This is a genomic window from Microbulbifer aggregans (assembly GCF_020524005.1).
Lineage (GTDB): Bacteria > Pseudomonadota > Gammaproteobacteria > Pseudomonadales > Cellvibrionaceae > Microbulbifer > Microbulbifer aggregans_A.
In genome coordinates this window covers 416,331-432,501 of the sequence record NZ_JAIVKK010000003.1, presented here as the reverse complement: position 1 = coordinate 432,501, position 16,171 = coordinate 416,331, and the positions used below count along the sequence as shown (strand labels likewise).

The window sequence follows — 16,171 nt, the reverse complement described above, 5'->3', positions numbered from 1 at the left end:
TTTGCCGCAGTGTAAAATTTCGCCTTTCATCACCCACGCGGAGCGGCCCCTTTATTCAGGTCCGCATCAATCCCGGGTCAGCGCGAGCAAGCGCGTTTCAGGGGCGGTTGATTTGGTTGTAGGTCAGATATGTATTCCACGATGTATACGCTCCTGCGCGATCAGGAGCTTGCGAAATCCACTAAACCCTTTTTGGCCAAAGGCAAAAGCGTAAAACGGTGCGCGGACTGCCAGATGGGCGAGTTTGCCTGCATGTGCGAATGGCGTCCCAGGGCGGAAAGCGAGGTGGATTTCGCATTGCTTATGCATCGTAAGGAACTGTTCAAACCGACCAATACCGGTCGGTTAATCGTGGATACCTTCCCGCAGACACCGGTCTTCTTGTGGAATCGGCTGGAAGCACCTGAAGGGCTGAAGGCGTTACTGAGCGACCCTGGTCGGGAGTGCTTTATCGTCTTCCCTGCGGATGGAACCGTGAACTGCACAAGGCCGGTTACCAAAACCCTACCGACCGGCTCAAAAAAGATCACGCTGATTTTGCTGGATGGCACCTGGAAGCAGTGCAGCCGAATGGTTGGCTTGAGTCGCTGGCTGGACGCAACGCCGTGCCTCAGTTTGCCGGAAACGCTGGTACGTTCCTACGCGGTGAGGGACTCAGGGAAAAGTGATCGCTTTTCGACGGCAGAGGCGGCCATAAGCTGTTTGTTACTCGCCGGAGAAGAAAGACCGGCTTCGATCCTCCAACACTACTTTTCCGTTTTTAACCTGCATTACCTGGCTACGAGGGGAGGTTGTGTGCCGGAAGTTAGTGAGAGCCACCAGGTACTTCAGGCGTTGCCGAAGTAACGCTCTTTTTGTTTGTGGCCTTGTTGTTTACGCCTCTGGCTATTGCAACGTTTATTGCAACCGGTGCCATGTCCGGGCACCGGGGTGACTTACCGGGACTTAATAGAATTTAGCATCCATTCCGAGTCCCAGCAGGTGCCTGCCGTAGGTCTGTGACGCGATGGCATAGTCCGTTTGCGCATGGCTGCCGGTGATCCTGATATCCCTGAATAGCCGCTGCATCTCATTACTGGCAAACCAGGCATTGCCGCCGGATGCCAGCGACAGTCTGCTTACCGCTTCGATCAGGGCTTTGATGGCGTAGGCCTGTTGGCATCGCCAGTTCAGCACATCGTCTGGCGAGGGCAAACTCTGCTGGCTGGCACGATCCATCATTTCCCGCCAGTCATTTTCCAGCAGAAGCTGTACCGATTTTATCTGGTTGGTGGATTCCGCAAGATACATCTGCGCGGGCGCATTGTTTATCTCTTTGGCCCCGGAATAGGCTCTGGTACGAGCCCTGGTTTTTTCCGTAAACAGATGGGCAAAGCGGCGGGCAATCCCTAAAGCTACTGCAGCAAACCCTATAGAAAAGACGGGGGAAAACGGCGTGTAAAAAATGTCGCCGCTGTGGCTCTTGTAACCGCGGGTAAGACCGAAGTTCAGACCGAACAGGGACTCGGTGCGGTAATCAGGAACAAAAACGTCCTTTAGCCGCAAAGACTTACTGCCCGTCCCCCGCAGTGCCATGGTGTCCCAGTCTTCCAGGATTTCATAATCGCTGCGTGGTACTACGGCAAAGCAGGGGCCGGCCTGGCCCATATTGTTTTTGCCCATATAACCGAGAACGGCCCAATCCGCATGGTCGCAGCCTGAAGACCACCCGAAAGTACCGGAAAGTCGGATGCCACCCTCAACGGGTTCCCACTTACCGAGAGGTGCAACGGAGGAACTCACCAGGGCGTCGGGGTTTTTCCCCCATATTTCCTCTTGCAGCTGCACCGAAAACAAACCGATCGCGTGGGAGTGATTGGCGAGTAGCCCACATGCCCAAGCCGTGGATGCGCAGGCTTCTGCCAGGCGGGCGATACAGGCTGCGTATTCGGGGAAAGGAAGTTCAAGGCCGCCGTAAGCTTTGGGCTGCAGTGCGCGGAAAAACCCCGCTTGTTTCAGCAACTCGACATTTTCTTTTGGCACCATCCCGATCTCTTCGCAGCGGGAAGAATTGTCAAGTATGACAGGTAGTATCTCGTTGATATTGTCGAGCAGCTTCATGGTTTCCTTACGCAGTTACTGGCCATTCCGACACCTGAAGAGGGTTCAGGTGGGTAAAGCCATTTCCTTCCTGGATATGAATTTACGGGAGTAATAATTACTGGTAAATAAAGTAGAGCTATGGCTAAATCGAAGCCGTTTGGATTAACATCTGTTAACCATGCCACTGTCGGATAGTGACAAAGCACACGGAATATGCCATATGACAGTTAAACAGGGCAAGGATATAGCCCTAATCATCGGGGCGGGGACCGGAGGCCTATTAGCCGCGGCTGCGCTAGCCCCGCACTTCAAAACCGTTCGTATTCTTGAACGGGATACTCTGCCAGATGTACCCGCCATTCGTAAAGGCGCAGGTCAGGCTGCTCATTTACACAGTCTCTTGCTTGGCGGTTTGCAGATAATGGAGCGATTTCTCCCGGGGATAACCCAGGAACTGACGCTTTCTGGTGCAAAGTGTTTGCGTGCCGGTATCGATCAGCAGATTCATGAATATGGCATTTGGCTGCCGGAACGTGATCTGGGCTGCAGCATACTCGCGCAGTCGCGCTACTTGCTTGAGCATGTTATTCGATCCCGGGTAACCCAGCTTGAAAATGTCTCTATTCTTGATGGTGTTCGGGTCGGAAATCTCACATTAGATGGTGTTGGGGGGATTGCCGGTGTGAGGCTGGCGGAACCAGACGGTGAAGCCCGTGAAATGCCGGCCGATATCGTGGTCGATTGCTCCGGGCGTGGAGGGAAGTTTGTAAGGCAATTGAATGAGCTCTTTCCGGGAATGGACCGGGTTGATGAAATCAATTCAAATATTGTCTATGCGTCTGCAATCGTCGACAAGCCAGAATCGCTGGCCGAAAGTAGAGAAAATATCCTGATCATTGCGGAGCCTGGTGCTTCCGCAGGGGGAGCCCTGCTCGATATCGAAGACGGTCGCTGGTTTGTATCCCTGCACGGGCGCAACGGTCTGGTTCCGCCGACAACGCCGAGTGAGTGGGTCGAGTTTGCCAGGCAACTGCCCGCGGACCGGATTTATCAGCGGTTGATACAGGCTCGCAAAATTCACCCAGTAGCCTTATATAAAAAGCCGTTATCAACCTGGCGTCGATTTGATTTGATGCCAGAGCTACCCTTCCGCTATTTCCCTCTCGGTGATGTGATAACGAGTGTGAACCCCACTTTCGGCCAGGGTATGACGGTCGGTTTTGGGCATGCTGAAGCGCTCCACGACGCGTTTAGTGATCACGACGATATTGGCCTGGCACAGAGTGACTACATAAAGACGTCTGCCGCGTGGTCACAAAAAGCCTGGCGGGTATGTGCGGCTTATGATTCGTCATTTGACGGCCATGCAGCAAAGAAAAATTACGAGCTGTTACGAGCGCTTTCTCAAAAGAAACAAGCTGAGATATTTACCAGTCCTGATCGACACTTGGAATGGTTTCAGCGTGCTCAGATGTACAGCTGTTGATCGCCAGTGGACGGTGGGCTTATGGATAAAATGAATCACGCGGTTATCGTTGGCGCTGGTATGGCCGGGCTTGCCTCGGCTGCCGCGTTATCACCTTATTTCAAAAAGGTGACCGTGCTGGATAAAGACCAGCGAGACAGGAATGATGATGTTTTTCCTGCTGGTGTCCGTAAAGCGGTTCCTCAGGGCGCGCATATTCATATATTACTGAGGGCTGGCCTGGACAGGCTTGAGAGCATTTTACCCGGCATATCGTCCGCGCTTGAATCCCGTGGCGCGGTACGTGTGTCTTTTGGCAGCGACCAGCAGATATACGAGTACGGCGGATGGATGCCGAACAGGGATCTGGGGATTCATTTCTTATCCCAATCACGTCCACTGCTTGAGAATGTTGTATTCGACTATGTGAGTAAAATCGACAACGTTCAGATAAGCCACCGATCACCGGTGGAGCGCCTGAATTTTGCCACTGATCCCAAGGGGGGAGCGCCTTCGGTCACGCTGCGGGACGGCTCGAAAATTGCTTCCGATATTGTGATCGATGCCGCTGGTAATGGTGCACCATTCCTGTCTGAGGTAAGCAAGGTGTTGTCGGGTGAAGTGCCGGTAGAGAAGTCTTCCATCGACCTGTTTTATGCAACCCTGCACTTTAAGAAGAAGGCGGAATGGCAAGGCTGCCAGGAAAATATTCTGGTGAACCCGGAGCCGGGTGTTTCCCATATCGGCGGATCATTAATCTCGATAGAGGGTGAGTCCTGGTGTGTATCGTTACACGGTACAAACGGCATTAAGCCACCGAAAACCATAGAAGAGTGGATGGATATGGCCAAAAATCTGGCCGATCAGAGAATTTGGCAGCGTATTTGTGGAGCAGATACGTTAGGTAGCCTCAAAGTGTTTAAAAAAGCTCACTCCGTTTTCCGCCGCTTTGATCAGGTTTCAGGAATTCCAATAGGCTATTTTCCTGTTGGTGACACGATCACCAGTTTTAACCCTATATACGGCCAGGGTATGACCGTAGCCTTGGGGCATGTATTAGCGCTGAGAGATGCTTTTGCAAAAAAATCCAGCGATCTGGGTTTTGTTTTTAAAGACTATCTGGAAAACGCTATTGATTCATCCAGACCTGCCTGGGAGCGGGCGGCGTCGTTCGATAAAAACAACAAACTGATATCGGCGCAAGAAGGGCGGATGGAAACACTTCGCAAGCTTACCAGGGCCAGACATAGCAAGGCTGAATCCGATTCCGGATTTCACTTGCAGCTGGCAAAGCAGGTACATATGTTGCTGTAACTGCAATGATATTCAGGCCGCAGGCATTGTTGGATTGTTTTAATTCGGTAGTCTGAAAATTTAGAGTTAACCGTTACCAAAAAATAATGTGGTGTGTTGAAGTTGGCACCATTTATTGCCCGTGAACTGGGCAATCGATAGCAGGGAATAGTGCATTAAATGCCTTACCTATTGAGTTGTGGTAAGCGCTAAGCACTGAAGATTATGGAAGGCAAGGGATACATGCTGCCGCTATGATAACGACAAATTACAATAAATTACATCCTCGTTTAGATGACGTAATTCTCAAATATGCTGATGAGTCGCCAAATAAAACGGCTATCCGGTTTGAAGATCGGGAAATCAGCTTTGCAGAACTTAATAAGCGCGTTAACGCGCTAGCGTTTTATCTTTATACCGCTGGTGTGTCTTCAGAGAAATTTGTTGCCGTACTACTGGATCCATCTGAAGACATAGTTGTGGCCATGCTCGCAATTTTTCGGTTGGGTGCCATATATGCGCCCCTGGATCCGATGCACCCTGATACACAAATCCACGAGCGTCAGGATGCGATATTGCCCGTCATTACCCTTACGCAGTCGCACTATAAGGAGCGCGTCGAGAAACTTGGATTGACTTCGGTATACGTAGATGAAATGGCTGGGGTAGAAGTCCCCAGTAATATCCGACTCGAATCGAAACCGGATGATCCTGCCTGCATTTTCTTTACGTCAGGAAGCACAGGAAAACCAAAAGGTGTCCTGGGTAGCTATGCGGCGCTTTCAGCGTCGATTATTGAACCGAGTAATCATCTTGGCCTGACTGGCAATGATGTCCTCGATTCCATCGCCCGCTATGCCTGGAGTATCAGCATGCTGGAGCTCATGGCGGCCCTGGTTCACGGCGGCACCACTCTGATCCTGGATCGTAAAAATGCACTGGATCTTGAATGGCTGTCAGCCAGGGTGAGAGCGTGTACCGCATTTCACTGTCCGCCTGCGTTATTAAAAAGCCTTGCTGAGTATGTCGAAAGCGAAGTCGGTATAGAGGCTTTTTCAAATATTCAGCTTGTCTGGTATGGCGGTGATTCGTTCGAATATAGATCCATAGAGATGCTGCAGCGGGTTTTTCCTAATGCTCGCGTTGCGACCGCATACGGCACCACTGAGATATTTGGCTTGAGTCATTGCCATTTCTATAGCAGAAATTCCGCTTCAAGTAAGGTGTTGATTGGCGAGCCGGTAGGTTCCATGACACAGCTGCTTCTCGATCCGAAGGGCGCACCGGTTGGTGATGGACAGGTTGGAGAACTCTATATAGGTGGTCCAAGGTTGGCTCTTGAATACTATGGTCAGCCTGATCTGAATAAAGAGAAGTTTCCATGTATAGACGGGGAAAGATACTTTTCCACCGGAGATTTTGCTCAGCTGGATACTGAAGGGAACCTGGAATACTTGCAGCGAACGGATGATCAGCTAAAAGTCAGGGGGATCAGGATAGACCTTAGAGAGATAAATTTCCATCTTCGGTCCCATGAGTCGGTAAAAGAGTCGGTTATTATCGCCAAAGATGATGGAGGCGGGAGTAAGGAACTCCATGCTTTTGTCATTTTAGTGGATGAAGCAATAAGCGGCGTAGATGTAATTAGGAAATTTCTGGTTTCCGCTTTGCCGGACTATATGATTCCGTCCTCAATCACCGCGCTCGAAAAATTCCCATATACCGAAAATTTTAAAATAGATAAGAAGTCTCTTGGGAGCTTGGAAGTGAAAACTTCAGCTCCAGAGATCTCGGGCGTCGATAAGACCACCTCAAAAATTGCCAGATTATGGTTTGAGTCAGGGAAGGTTGTAGCTGCTTCGGCAGATGATAATTTCTTTGAGGTCGGGGGTAATAGTATGTCTGCTATTGCTCTGGTTTCGGCAATCAAGCGCGAGTTGCATCTGCGGATAGAAGTGGCTGATATCTATCGCTATCCAACGCTAAAGCGTCAGGCTGAATTTCTTTCAGCCAAGGGGCGTGAAAGTTCATTGGGTTTGTCTGAATCTGAAGCAAGGGGTAGCTTTGCTCAAGTTGGCTTGTTTTTCCGGGAAATGTTCGAGCGGCGGGATAAGTCAATAACCTGTACCAGGTATGTAATTCGTAGTGAAGGTTTTGATGATGACCTCATCAGGAAGTCGCTTGTCATTTTGATTGATAGGTACAAAACCTTAAGAACCACAGTGAAACCAAGTAAAGGCAGTCTCCAGCTAACATTACAGGAGCCGCCTTCTGAAGATGGCGTTCTGATGGAAAGGCTGCCTGGAGTTTGGAGTCTGTCGGGTGGGTCTGAAGTCAGGGCGTTCATAAAGCAGGATTACAAATTTAATTTGGGAAGAGGGCCCCTTTTGGCCGCTTTATGCTGCCAGCTTGATACGGGCGGCGATTTGTTGCAGTTGAGTGCCCACCACATAGCCGCGGATGACAACTCGACAGGAAGAATAGCGAAAGACTTTATTGATATCTACAACGCTTTGTTAAAGGGCGAGGATTTAAGTCTCGTTCCAGTGGAGTCGGAATACGATGATTTTTTGTTGGATCAACAAGATCGGGCGGATTCGGGGTTCTACGACCAGCGAGCAAAAGAAATAGGAGAAAGATTACTTTTCTCTTTGGAAAGAATAAGCAACAAGCCGTTAATAGCTTCCGTTGCGGGATCCGAAAGTCAATTGGATTTCAGTATTGTTCTGGATCAGGTGCGAAGCGCAGGTGCTAGTTTTGTAGATGTGGTTTCGGCATTTTCTTGGGTCCTTTACCACAGCTTTGGTCGAGAAAATTTCGTCTTTTGCGCGCATGTTGCCATGCGGCGGGATTCCGATGAGGATCCTCAAGTTGGAATGTTTGTAAACCTGGTTCCGGTTTTTTTAACGGTTAATCCAGCTAATGACTTTGAGAGGCACTCGGATCAGGTCCGGAAAGACTTTGAGTATGCGATGTCCAATAGCGATGTTCCTTATGAGTTGATTATTCATTCCCAGGAAGATCTCAGAAGACTTGGACGATTTCCTTTTGATGGTTTTGTTAATGAGTTGCGTTTTGAAGATAAATATCCGGAGGGTTATCAAGCTGCCATTATTCCTCGTTCATTTTCTACAGATGGTGGTGAAATCAGTCTTTCGCTGATTCGTACCTGTGAAAGAGTAGAGCTAAAGCTGGAAAGCCCGGGCTTTGAGGGTGGCAAACGATTTTTGGCGGGACTGGCGGAGAAAACGGCCGAAACTCTTTATGGCGTTGATCGAACCTGATTTTCTAACGTGAAGAAAGCATCGTGCAAAAGAACACTCATCCTGCAACTCAGGAAGGTAAGGGGAAATGACTGAGACTCTGGTTGAAAAAGTGGCTCTATATGCGGGTTCTTTGGCTGAAATCCCCGCTATATCAGATACTTTTGGAAACGACCTGACCTACTCGGAACTTTGGGCTGCTGCCAGTGGGATCGCAGGAAAATTACAGGAAATTAGAGAGAATATTGACTTTGCGTTCGTGATGGCAAATAGGGGGCCTCTACAAGCGATTGCGATATTGGCTGCTCGAATTTCTGGTGTTCCACTGGCGATTATCGATATTCGTCAGGGCAGTGCGCGAATTGCGAGTATGCTCAATCAGGGAAATAGCATTGCGGGGATTGTGGATAAAATTGGAGAAAACTTACTGGGAAAAACCGATGAGCTGGAAGGGCTATCTTCTGTTTCCGGCTATTTAAAAGTTGAACTCGACAATTTTCAGTCTGACTGGATGATTTTCCCTTGTGCTACTGAAGATTCCGCAGGTTCGGATAAAGCCAAGTGTGTACCTGACAGAACAGCCTTGATCATCTACACGTCCGGGTCGACCGGTAATCCAAAAGGCGTTTGTATTGGTGAGTCCGACCTTGATGAGCGAGCCAGGGTCGAAAAAGACTGGTTTGGAATACAGGCTGAAGACTGTGTCTTGGGTGTTCTGCCTATCAACTTTGATGTCGGTTTGACTCAATTATTGGGTACTTTGTTTGCAGGCGGGCATTATGTTTTTTCCTCTTCATGGTTTCCCGCCGATATCCTGAAGCAAATTTCGCTATACAGGCCATGTGGATTGGCGATGTCTCCAATGATATGGAAGGGCCTGCTAAAGGTACATGATACGGATCAACTGTGGGGGCAGCTCAATACACTTAGGTATGTCACTTTATCTGGCGGACCGCTACCTTTACCCGACTTGCTCGTGATAAACCAGAATTTGAAGAATACGGTTTTTGTTAAAACCTATGGCCAAACTGAGATGTTCAGAATTGCATCTTGTAAAGTGGTCAATGAAGCAGATCTTGAATCTGTTGGTGGCGTCTACCCCGGTGTCGAGATATCGATTACTGATGATTCCGGTCAGGTCCTACCTTCCGGGCGGGAGGGTAATATCCAGGCACAAGGACTTGGCCGGATGCTGGGTTATGTCGGAGAGGTGAATAAAGATATCCAAAGCCCAGTTGTCACCGGAGATGTTGGATATCTGGATGACTCTGGACGACTCGTTATCTCTGGCAGAAAGAGCGATATGTTAAAGATCCTGGATCAGAGGGTTTTTCCACAAGATGTGGCTAATACGATAAAAGGCGTCCTGAATGTCTCCGATGTGGTCGTTTTGGTTTCAGATGCTTCTGGTTCCAGTGATCCTGTTCTGAGTGCTGTAGTAGAGATGGATGATCCTGGTTTGGGAGATGAGCAAGCCGCAAAGGGAATATTACGCCAAAGGCTTGCTTCACATATTGTTCCCAGGAATATCTACTTCATTGAGAAGCTACCAGAAACTCTGAGCGGAAAAATAGATATCCCTGCAGTAAGAGATATCGTCGAGAGAATAGACAGGATAAAAGCTGAACCGGTTGCTGATTAACAGGATTTATTATGAATTTTGAAGAGTTTACTTTTGATTCGGTCAGTCAGGCCGCCCGGAAATTTGGCACTCCACTCTATTTTTACGACATGGGTGTGCTCGGGTGTAATATCGATAAGCTGAAACAAGCCACCAAAGGGTTTAAGATACGTTACGCAGTAAAAACAAATCCTAATCCGTTCCTCCTGAATTGGCTTAAAGACCATATTGACTCTCTGGATGTTTCTTCTTCAGGTGAGCTAAAACATGCAATAGGAAATGGATGGAGTAGTGACAAGATTGAATTTACTGGACCGGCTAAACGTGACTCGGACCTTGTGCTTGCGCTTGAAAACAATGTCGGATCGGTAGTCATCGAAGACTTGAGTGAAGCGATATCCCTCAATGACATCGCAAGAGAAAAAGGCGTTATCGCGCGTGTACTTATAAGGATCGCACCGTCACTCGCCGAAGAAAACTTCGGAGTGCGCCTTGCCGGCAGGCCGACGCAATTCGGGATCGATCAGGACAGGTTGTCCGAAGTTTTTGCGGAAGTGAAAAAGCTGAAACATGTCGAACTGGCGGGCTTTCATATCTACTCGGGTAGCCAATGTCTTAACGATGAATCGATAGCTGATCACTTTGTCAGTATGTGGTCAGTATTCCAGGAGGCAATTCAACTGTGGGGTGAGCCGATCAATGAGCTTGTGTTTGGCGCGGGAATGGGGATTCCATATCACGATGGCGATACCAGTCTGACGTTGGATAGCCTGCCTGATGTGGCTTCAAAGATTATTGAAGATGTAAAGAAAATTTCTTCGGATATTGAGTGCTTTATCGAAGTGGGGCGGTTTCTTGTAGGTTCTGCGGGTTTATTTGTGACTGAAGTGGTCAGGGTCAAAAAATCAAGGAATTCGAATTTCGTGATTTGCGATGGCGGTATGAATAACAATCTGGGAGCGTGCGGCCACCTTGGCGGGATTTCACATCGACATTATTCGATGATAAACCTTAATAGCCTTGGTGGTGAGGAAGAAACGTACCGGGTGGTTGGTCCCTTATGTACTGCCATTGATACGCTGGCGCATCGGGTAAAGCTCCCTAAAGTGTCGGTCGGTGACTTGATTGTGGTCGGATGTTCGGGAAGTTACGGTCCCACCGCAAGCCCGTTATTCTTTATTGCGCACGATCTACCTAAAGAAGTGGTTTTTTCACGGGAGAGAGAATCAACTGGCGAATTGAAGGATGTCTCGTGGTTGAAACCTTCATTTTCCTAGGCGACTCCCAAGTTATAGTCGTCCGGACCTAAGCGATATCGAATGGTCGATGTCTGATGATGAATAATATTATTTGGGCCGATGTTTTTTAACAGAGAGCTTATATGATGTCTGCTATTACAATGTGCGATGACACGAGCGAATCCTTTGTCAGTATCGAGGGCGATAGTGCCGAAAGGCGTGTGAGTGAGAAGAGTCTTGTTCTTTCGCTGGATAAAAAAACACCTGAAGGGAAAGTTCCGATTTACATGATTTCGGGTATGGGCGGGCATGTTATGTCTTCCCAGCTGATCGCACGGGGTATCTCTGAAAAGTGGAAGGCATATGGGCTATTGCATCCGGTTTTTACTGGCTATGAGTACAGCACTGTCGAAGAGAATGCGCGTGTTCTGACTGAGCATTTGCTCAGAGCCCAGCGGCAGGGCCCATATAATTTGATCGGGTACTCCATGGGTGGGTTGATCGCTATAGAAATGGGGCGCCTGCTTATGGATAAGGGGCTGGAAGTACGAGTAGTATTGCTCGATACCAAGCCACCAGAGCTACCTCCGCTGAAATCTCCATTGGTGAGATTATCCATATATTTTCGCTGGTACCTGACGAAGTACACGAGTTTTCTTTTCAAAACACAGGATGTCAGTGCCCAAAATGGCGCGAAAATAACTTATGATCAGCATAAGTCGATACCGAATTTGCCGAAGGCTTTTAAGAAGGCATTTAAGCTCGGTCGGGAGGCAGTGAATAATTACGTTGCTTCTGATTGTCCGGTACCCTCTGTTCTCGTTCGAAGTGAGAAGGTTGACTGGTGGGAAAATCTGAGGGAATGGACGCCAGACTATGGTTGGGCCAAGTATATCGACTTGAAAACGGTGATCCCTTGTCCAGGTGGTCATCTTGATCTGGTCAAGGCCGATCAATTCTGGAAAACAACAGGCACCGCACTGGAAGAAGCTTTGACTATCCTGGAGCGTGCATGATGGTTATAGTGTTTGCGCAGAATGCAATCAAGCGCATTGAGTAAAGGGAAATTTACGTGGTCGAATATAAAGAAAAAATTAAAAGTTACATCGCTTCTGACCTGGGTATTGATATGTCCAAAACGAGCTATTCAGATCCACTGTTCACCAGTGGCTTAATGGATAGTTTTGCGCTGATTGAGCTTCTGGCTTTTATGGAGCAGGAGCTGGGTGCGGAGGTGGATGTGGCCGATATCTATATTGATAAAATTGATAGCATAGATTCACTTACTGCCCTGATTAAGTAATTGTTTTCAGGGAGGAAAACAAATGGCCTGGAACAGTACCGCAGGATTGGACGATGCGAGGACCCTGGCTTATGTCCGTAAGTTTGGGTTTCATGAACACGATGTTCTAAAAAAGTGCAGGCTTGAGACGTTTAAGTCTCGTCCGGATGCGACGATGATGACTCCTCCGGAGGAGGCCGCATTTATTGCCTTCCTGGTGAAACTCAGCGGTAGCAGAAATTGCCTCGAAATCGGATCTTTTACCGGCTACTCAAGCCTGGCGATCGCTTTGGCATTGCCGGAAGATGGCTCCCTTACCGTGCTGGAAGTGGACGGTGAATTATTGGAAATCGCGTCTAATTATTGGCAAGAAGCCGGCGTCTCCAACCGGGTTCGAGCGGTCAATCAGGGGGGCGTAGAAGGCCTGAATGCCTTGCTGGCGGAAGGAAGTGCCGGCACATTTGACCTGGTTTATATTGATGCAAATAAAGAGAGTTACCCCGACTACTATGAGTCGTCTCTGGCGCTGTTGAAAACGGGGGGGGTTATTATCCTTGATAATATGCTCTGGAGTGGCAAAGTGGCTGATCGAAGCGATGACAGTGATATAGCCACGACCCTGAGACAGTTAAACACCAGGATACTGGAAGACTCGCGGGTGGAGTCAATTCTGACTACATTGGCTGACGGTGTAACCTTTGCAATCAAGCGCTAATGCAAATAGCGGGAGCCTGCTGATACCGGGTTGTATTACGTAACTGAGGTGTCGGCACTCTGACTGCTCCCGCTAGATCAATACGGGAGTTACTCAAATTTCCTCATGGTAAATACCGCTCGAGCTGGCTTGCAATCAAAGTGATTGCCTGCTGTGCACCTGCAGGGATACTAATGGCGTTTGGGTGGGAGGATTGCGCTTCGCGTGGGTTTATCCGGATCAGTGTTCCATCGAGATATTCCCCCTGATTCCTTACGGTGGGTATGGCCGTACCGGCACCGCATTCAATAGTAACCAGCTTGTCGACATTGTTCAGCCAGTTCTCGTAGCGGCTCTGTTGTAAATCTGCTCGTTGAGAGTTCCAGTGCCAGTCGCCGAACATCAGTATATTGGGCCGCGCTACGCCACCACAATCCGGGCAAACGGGTACTGGCCCGATAGCCAAACAGCGTTGTTCGTCGATATCGATGGATTCGTTATCGGCTTGCCAAATACGGCCTTTACAGTCTTCTGTGCACTGTAGATGGTGGATCGAGCCGTGGCACTCGAAGATCCGTTCTGCGTCGAACCCCGCTTTTGAATAGTGCCCATCTACATTGCTGGTAAACACGAAGTAGTCTTTCTGAAGTTTTTCGGTGATCTCCAGCAGTAGTTCAAAACCTGCGTGGGGGTCTACACGTCGGTAGAGGTTCAGGCGGTGGCCGTAAAACCCCCAGGCGCGCTCCGGGAAGCTGTGGAAATGTTCCGGATCGGCAATTTCCACAAACGACAGGCCGGCCTCCGCGAGCGCTGGATAGGCGCGCCAGAAACCGTCATTACCGCGGAAGTCCGGCAGCCCCGAATCCACGCCCATACCGGCACCACCGGTGATCAACAGGCCATCGGCCTGACGAATTGCGGATGCCGCGCGGGCGGCCAGTTCTGTTAAATCCAAGGTCTGTCCTCCAGCTGGAAGGCGTGTCGTACTTGCTGTGTGTATCGCAACAGGGCCCCTTTGAGGCCCTGCACTCACTCTTACTGATTATGTGCCGGCGGTATTCCGGCGCGATTGCAGACGCAATAGTATCAGGCCAATCAGCAGCAATAGCATCACCGGGCCGCTGGACCCGCCGCTGCTGCGGGGGTAGGCGCGGTTGCTATTGAAGGCCGGCTGGGCGCTGTCCTGACGATTATCCTGTACCGGTGCCACGGCGCGGTTTTCCCGGGCCGTTCTTTCCCGCTCAACCCGGGCCTTGTTGTTGCGGGCAATACCCTGTTGCTCGAATACCTGCTCTTCCACAACCACCATGGATGTATATGGCGTCACCAGTCCGTGCTCCACAGCGAGGCCGACAATCGCCTCTTCGCTGTCGGCGTTGTGGCCGAGGTAGTCCATGCGGTTCTGGATGTCCTCAATGGTCGCATAGGCCCACAGCCGTTCCAGTTCCGGGTTGCGGGTGTCGGTTGCCGGGAATTCCAGATCCGAACGGTAGCGCACTTCACGCCCGGAAACCTTGCCTTCGATATCGAGGTTCGCCTGGCCATCCCCCCAGTAGTGACCGAACACGATCAACTGCTGGCCGCGATACAGGGAGCCGATTTGCTCGGGGCTGAGGTCGCGTACCTTTATTCCAGACTTCTTCCCGGAAATCGTGAGCGAGATGTCCCGGTACGACTCGTGACGCAGTTGATCCGCGGCCTGCACCAGGCGCCCTGAGATATCGTCGCTGTTGGATATGCTCATCGCAAAGCCATTGGACACCTTGGCCATGCCCTCAAGCAAAGGGCGGTTCGCACTGTTGCCCATCACAAAGGTAAACAGGCGGATATCGTGTTGCTCGAGTAATTCCAGAAATGCTTTTTTGGCAACCACACCCACGTTGGCGACGCCATCTGTCACCAGGATCACGGCACTGGGCCGATCGGAGTCCAGCCCCTGGTAGGCGGCTTTCAGGCCGGCGAACAGGTTGGTGCCGCCATCTGGCTGAACCGATTCCAGCTGTTGCAGGTAGTGGGTCACGTTGGCGTCGTTAACCGCAACGTAGCCGTTGGTGAGTTCGTGCGCCTGGTCATTGAACAACACCATGCGGAAGCGATCCCCCGGCTGTAACTTGCCCAGCCCTTTGCGCACGCCTTCCGCAAGGCTTTGGTACTTCCCGGCCATGGAGCCGGAGAGATCCAGTACAAAGGTCCAGTCGCGCCCATGGGATATTGCACCCAGGTCATCGCCGGGAGTCAGGGTCAGCATAAAGGTACCGCGATCGCTGCCCTCGGGACGATAGGTGACCATATCCGCGGCGCCGGGCAGACCGGGCTGGTGCCGCCAGTAGGCGACTATGTCCTTGTCGAGGGTAAATGCGCTGCCGGTTGTTGTGCCGTTGGTGGAGGCTGTCGCGGCCAACGAAGCCGGTGTTAGTCCTTCCTCGTCGGCAAACGCCGCCGCGCCGGCGGTATTAGCGAACGATACCTGCCACTCCTGATCGGATGCGCGTTGCACCTGTGCCTGCGGGTGGGCGGGCAGCAGGAACTGGTCCAGGGGGTAGGAAGAGCGCATGGTCAGCTTGAAACTGAAGGCTTGCTGCACATGGGGCTGGTAGGTGAAAAACGCCATACGCTCTTCATCCACACCGCCTTCCTCCAGTGGATACACGTAGCGCCCGATACCCAGGTCCGCGTGTACCGGCTGTATGTACACGAGGCGGATACGCACGGTGTCATTGGGCAGTACCGGGTATACGCGGCTATCGAAACTCCGGTATTCATCCTGCTCGGTCAGTGCGGTGCGCCTGCCCTGGGACTTTTCCTGCTCGTACAGGTCGCGGGCCTGCTTTTTCGGGAGAACTTCACCGGTCACCGGCTTGCCGTCAATCCAGTAGGTGAATTCACCCACCGAGGCCTTCTCCGGTACCGGGAAAGTGTAAACAGCTTCCAGTTGCTGGTCGTGGGGATTGGCGAAGGTCTGGTCCACTTCGGTGATGGCATAGCCATCCTCGATCACCACATTCACATGGTGCTCCCTGATCTCCAGTTGGGGCAGGTTGCTGTTGGCCGGTGTCAGCAGGCCGGCGGCCGTGGCTAATTGGGGCGCGAGTACACTCATCAAAAAACTCAGGCACCAGCCTATGGGATTGCTCCATACACGTTGCATTGTCGGTTCCTCCGTATGCCATCTGGGGCTGCATGGATTTACGTGCCGTAGTGGCACGTGCCGCTGTGGAATCTATCGGCAAGGG

The 16,171-nt window shown here is 50.6% G+C and carries 12 protein-coding genes; 9 read left to right on the top strand and 3 right to left on the bottom strand.

Annotation, left to right across the window (positions count from 1 at the left end):
- The first annotated feature begins 129 nt into the window (after positions 1-129).
- The gene (locus LC093_RS06745) at positions 130-846 is read left to right on the top strand and encodes a tRNA-uridine aminocarboxypropyltransferase (protein ID WP_226663485.1); all 717 of its coding nucleotides are present in this window, start codon (positions 130-132) and stop codon (positions 844-846) included.
- Positions 847-945: 99 nt separating this feature from the next.
- Here LC093_RS06745 and LC093_RS06740 read toward each other — a convergent pair whose 3' ends face one another.
- Positions 946-2,100 (bottom strand): flavin-dependent monooxygenase, encoded by a 1,155-nt coding sequence (locus tag LC093_RS06740; RefSeq protein ID WP_413231490.1) that lies wholly within the window; start codon positions 2,098-2,100, stop codon positions 946-948.
- Between the two features lie 202 nt (positions 2,101-2,302).
- Here LC093_RS06740 and LC093_RS06735 point away from each other — a divergent pair, with 202 nt between their 5' ends.
- The 8 genes from LC093_RS06735 to LC093_RS06700 all read left to right on the top strand — a co-directional run bounded on the left by LC093_RS06735 (position 2,303) and on the right by LC093_RS06700 (position 12,959).
- Positions 2,303-3,568: an FAD-dependent monooxygenase gene (locus tag LC093_RS06735; RefSeq protein WP_226663480.1), complete on the top strand. Its 1,266-nt coding sequence runs from the start codon at positions 2,303-2,305 to the stop codon at positions 3,566-3,568.
- A 21-nt stretch (positions 3,569-3,589) separates the two neighbouring features.
- Positions 3,590-4,861, top strand: coding sequence for an NAD(P)-binding protein (locus LC093_RS06730; RefSeq protein WP_226663478.1), 1,272 nt, complete (start codon positions 3,590-3,592; stop codon positions 4,859-4,861).
- A gap of 233 nt (positions 4,862-5,094) precedes the next feature.
- Positions 5,095-8,124, top strand: a complete 3,030-nt coding sequence (locus tag LC093_RS06725) for a non-ribosomal peptide synthetase (RefSeq protein WP_226663475.1) — start codon at positions 5,095-5,097, stop codon at positions 8,122-8,124.
- A 67-nt stretch (positions 8,125-8,191) separates the two neighbouring features.
- Positions 8,192-9,745, top strand: a complete 1,554-nt coding sequence (locus tag LC093_RS06720) for a class I adenylate-forming enzyme family protein (RefSeq protein WP_226663473.1) — start codon at positions 8,192-8,194, stop codon at positions 9,743-9,745.
- 11 nt (positions 9,746-9,756) lie between these two features.
- Positions 9,757-11,001, top strand: a complete 1,245-nt coding sequence (locus tag LC093_RS06715) for a hypothetical protein (RefSeq protein WP_226663471.1) — start codon at positions 9,757-9,759, stop codon at positions 10,999-11,001.
- Positions 11,002-11,105: 104 nt separating this feature from the next.
- Positions 11,106-11,978: a thioesterase domain-containing protein gene (locus LC093_RS06710; RefSeq protein ID WP_226663470.1), complete on the top strand. Its 873-nt coding sequence runs from the start codon at positions 11,106-11,108 to the stop codon at positions 11,976-11,978.
- Positions 11,979-12,034: 56 nt separating this feature from the next.
- Positions 12,035-12,265 (top strand): acyl carrier protein, encoded by a 231-nt coding sequence (locus LC093_RS06705; protein WP_226663468.1) that lies wholly within the window; start codon positions 12,035-12,037, stop codon positions 12,263-12,265.
- 22 nt (positions 12,266-12,287) lie between these two features.
- Entirely contained in the window at positions 12,288-12,959 is a 672-nt protein-coding gene (locus LC093_RS06700) for an O-methyltransferase (RefSeq protein WP_226663465.1), read from the top strand.
- Positions 12,960-13,062: 103 nt separating this feature from the next.
- Here LC093_RS06700 and LC093_RS06695 read toward each other — a convergent pair whose 3' ends face one another.
- Together LC093_RS06695 and LC093_RS06690 are read right to left on the bottom strand one after the other, a co-directional pair.
- Positions 13,063-13,893, bottom strand: coding sequence for an SIR2 family NAD-dependent protein deacylase (locus tag LC093_RS06695; protein WP_226663463.1), 831 nt, complete (start codon positions 13,891-13,893; stop codon positions 13,063-13,065).
- 87 nt (positions 13,894-13,980) lie between these two features.
- Positions 13,981-16,086 (bottom strand): VIT and vWA domain-containing protein, encoded by a 2,106-nt coding sequence (locus tag LC093_RS06690; RefSeq protein ID WP_226663461.1) that lies wholly within the window; start codon positions 16,084-16,086, stop codon positions 13,981-13,983.
- Positions 16,087-16,171 lie beyond the last annotated feature (85 nt).

What these genes read in the sequence shown, in the direction of transcription:
- LC093_RS06715 (WP_226663471.1), top strand. Translation starts at nt 9,757, where the DNA reads ATGAATTTTGAAGAGTTTACTTTTGATTCGGTCAGTCAGGCCGCCCGG.
- LC093_RS06735 (WP_226663480.1), top strand. Translation starts at nt 2,303, where the DNA reads ATGACAGTTAAACAGGGCAAGGATATAGCCCTAATCATCGGGGCGGGG.
- LC093_RS06720 (WP_226663473.1), top strand. Translation starts at nt 8,192, where the DNA reads ATGACTGAGACTCTGGTTGAAAAAGTGGCTCTATATGCGGGTTCTTTG.
- LC093_RS06710 (WP_226663470.1), top strand. Translation starts at nt 11,106, where the DNA reads ATGATGTCTGCTATTACAATGTGCGATGACACGAGCGAATCCTTTGTC.
- LC093_RS06740 (WP_413231490.1), bottom strand. Translation starts at nt 2,100, where the DNA reads ATGAAGCTGCTCGACAATATCAACGAGATACTACCTGTCATACTTGAC.
- LC093_RS06690 (WP_226663461.1), bottom strand. Translation starts at nt 16,086, where the DNA reads ATGCAACGTGTATGGAGCAATCCCATAGGCTGGTGCCTGAGTTTTTTG.
- LC093_RS06700 (WP_226663465.1), top strand. Translation starts at nt 12,288, where the DNA reads ATGGCCTGGAACAGTACCGCAGGATTGGACGATGCGAGGACCCTGGCT.
- LC093_RS06745 (WP_226663485.1), top strand. Translation starts at nt 130, where the DNA reads ATGTATTCCACGATGTATACGCTCCTGCGCGATCAGGAGCTTGCGAAA.
- LC093_RS06730 (WP_226663478.1), top strand. Translation starts at nt 3,590, where the DNA reads ATGGATAAAATGAATCACGCGGTTATCGTTGGCGCTGGTATGGCCGGG.
- LC093_RS06725 (WP_226663475.1), top strand. Translation starts at nt 5,095, where the DNA reads ATGATAACGACAAATTACAATAAATTACATCCTCGTTTAGATGACGTA.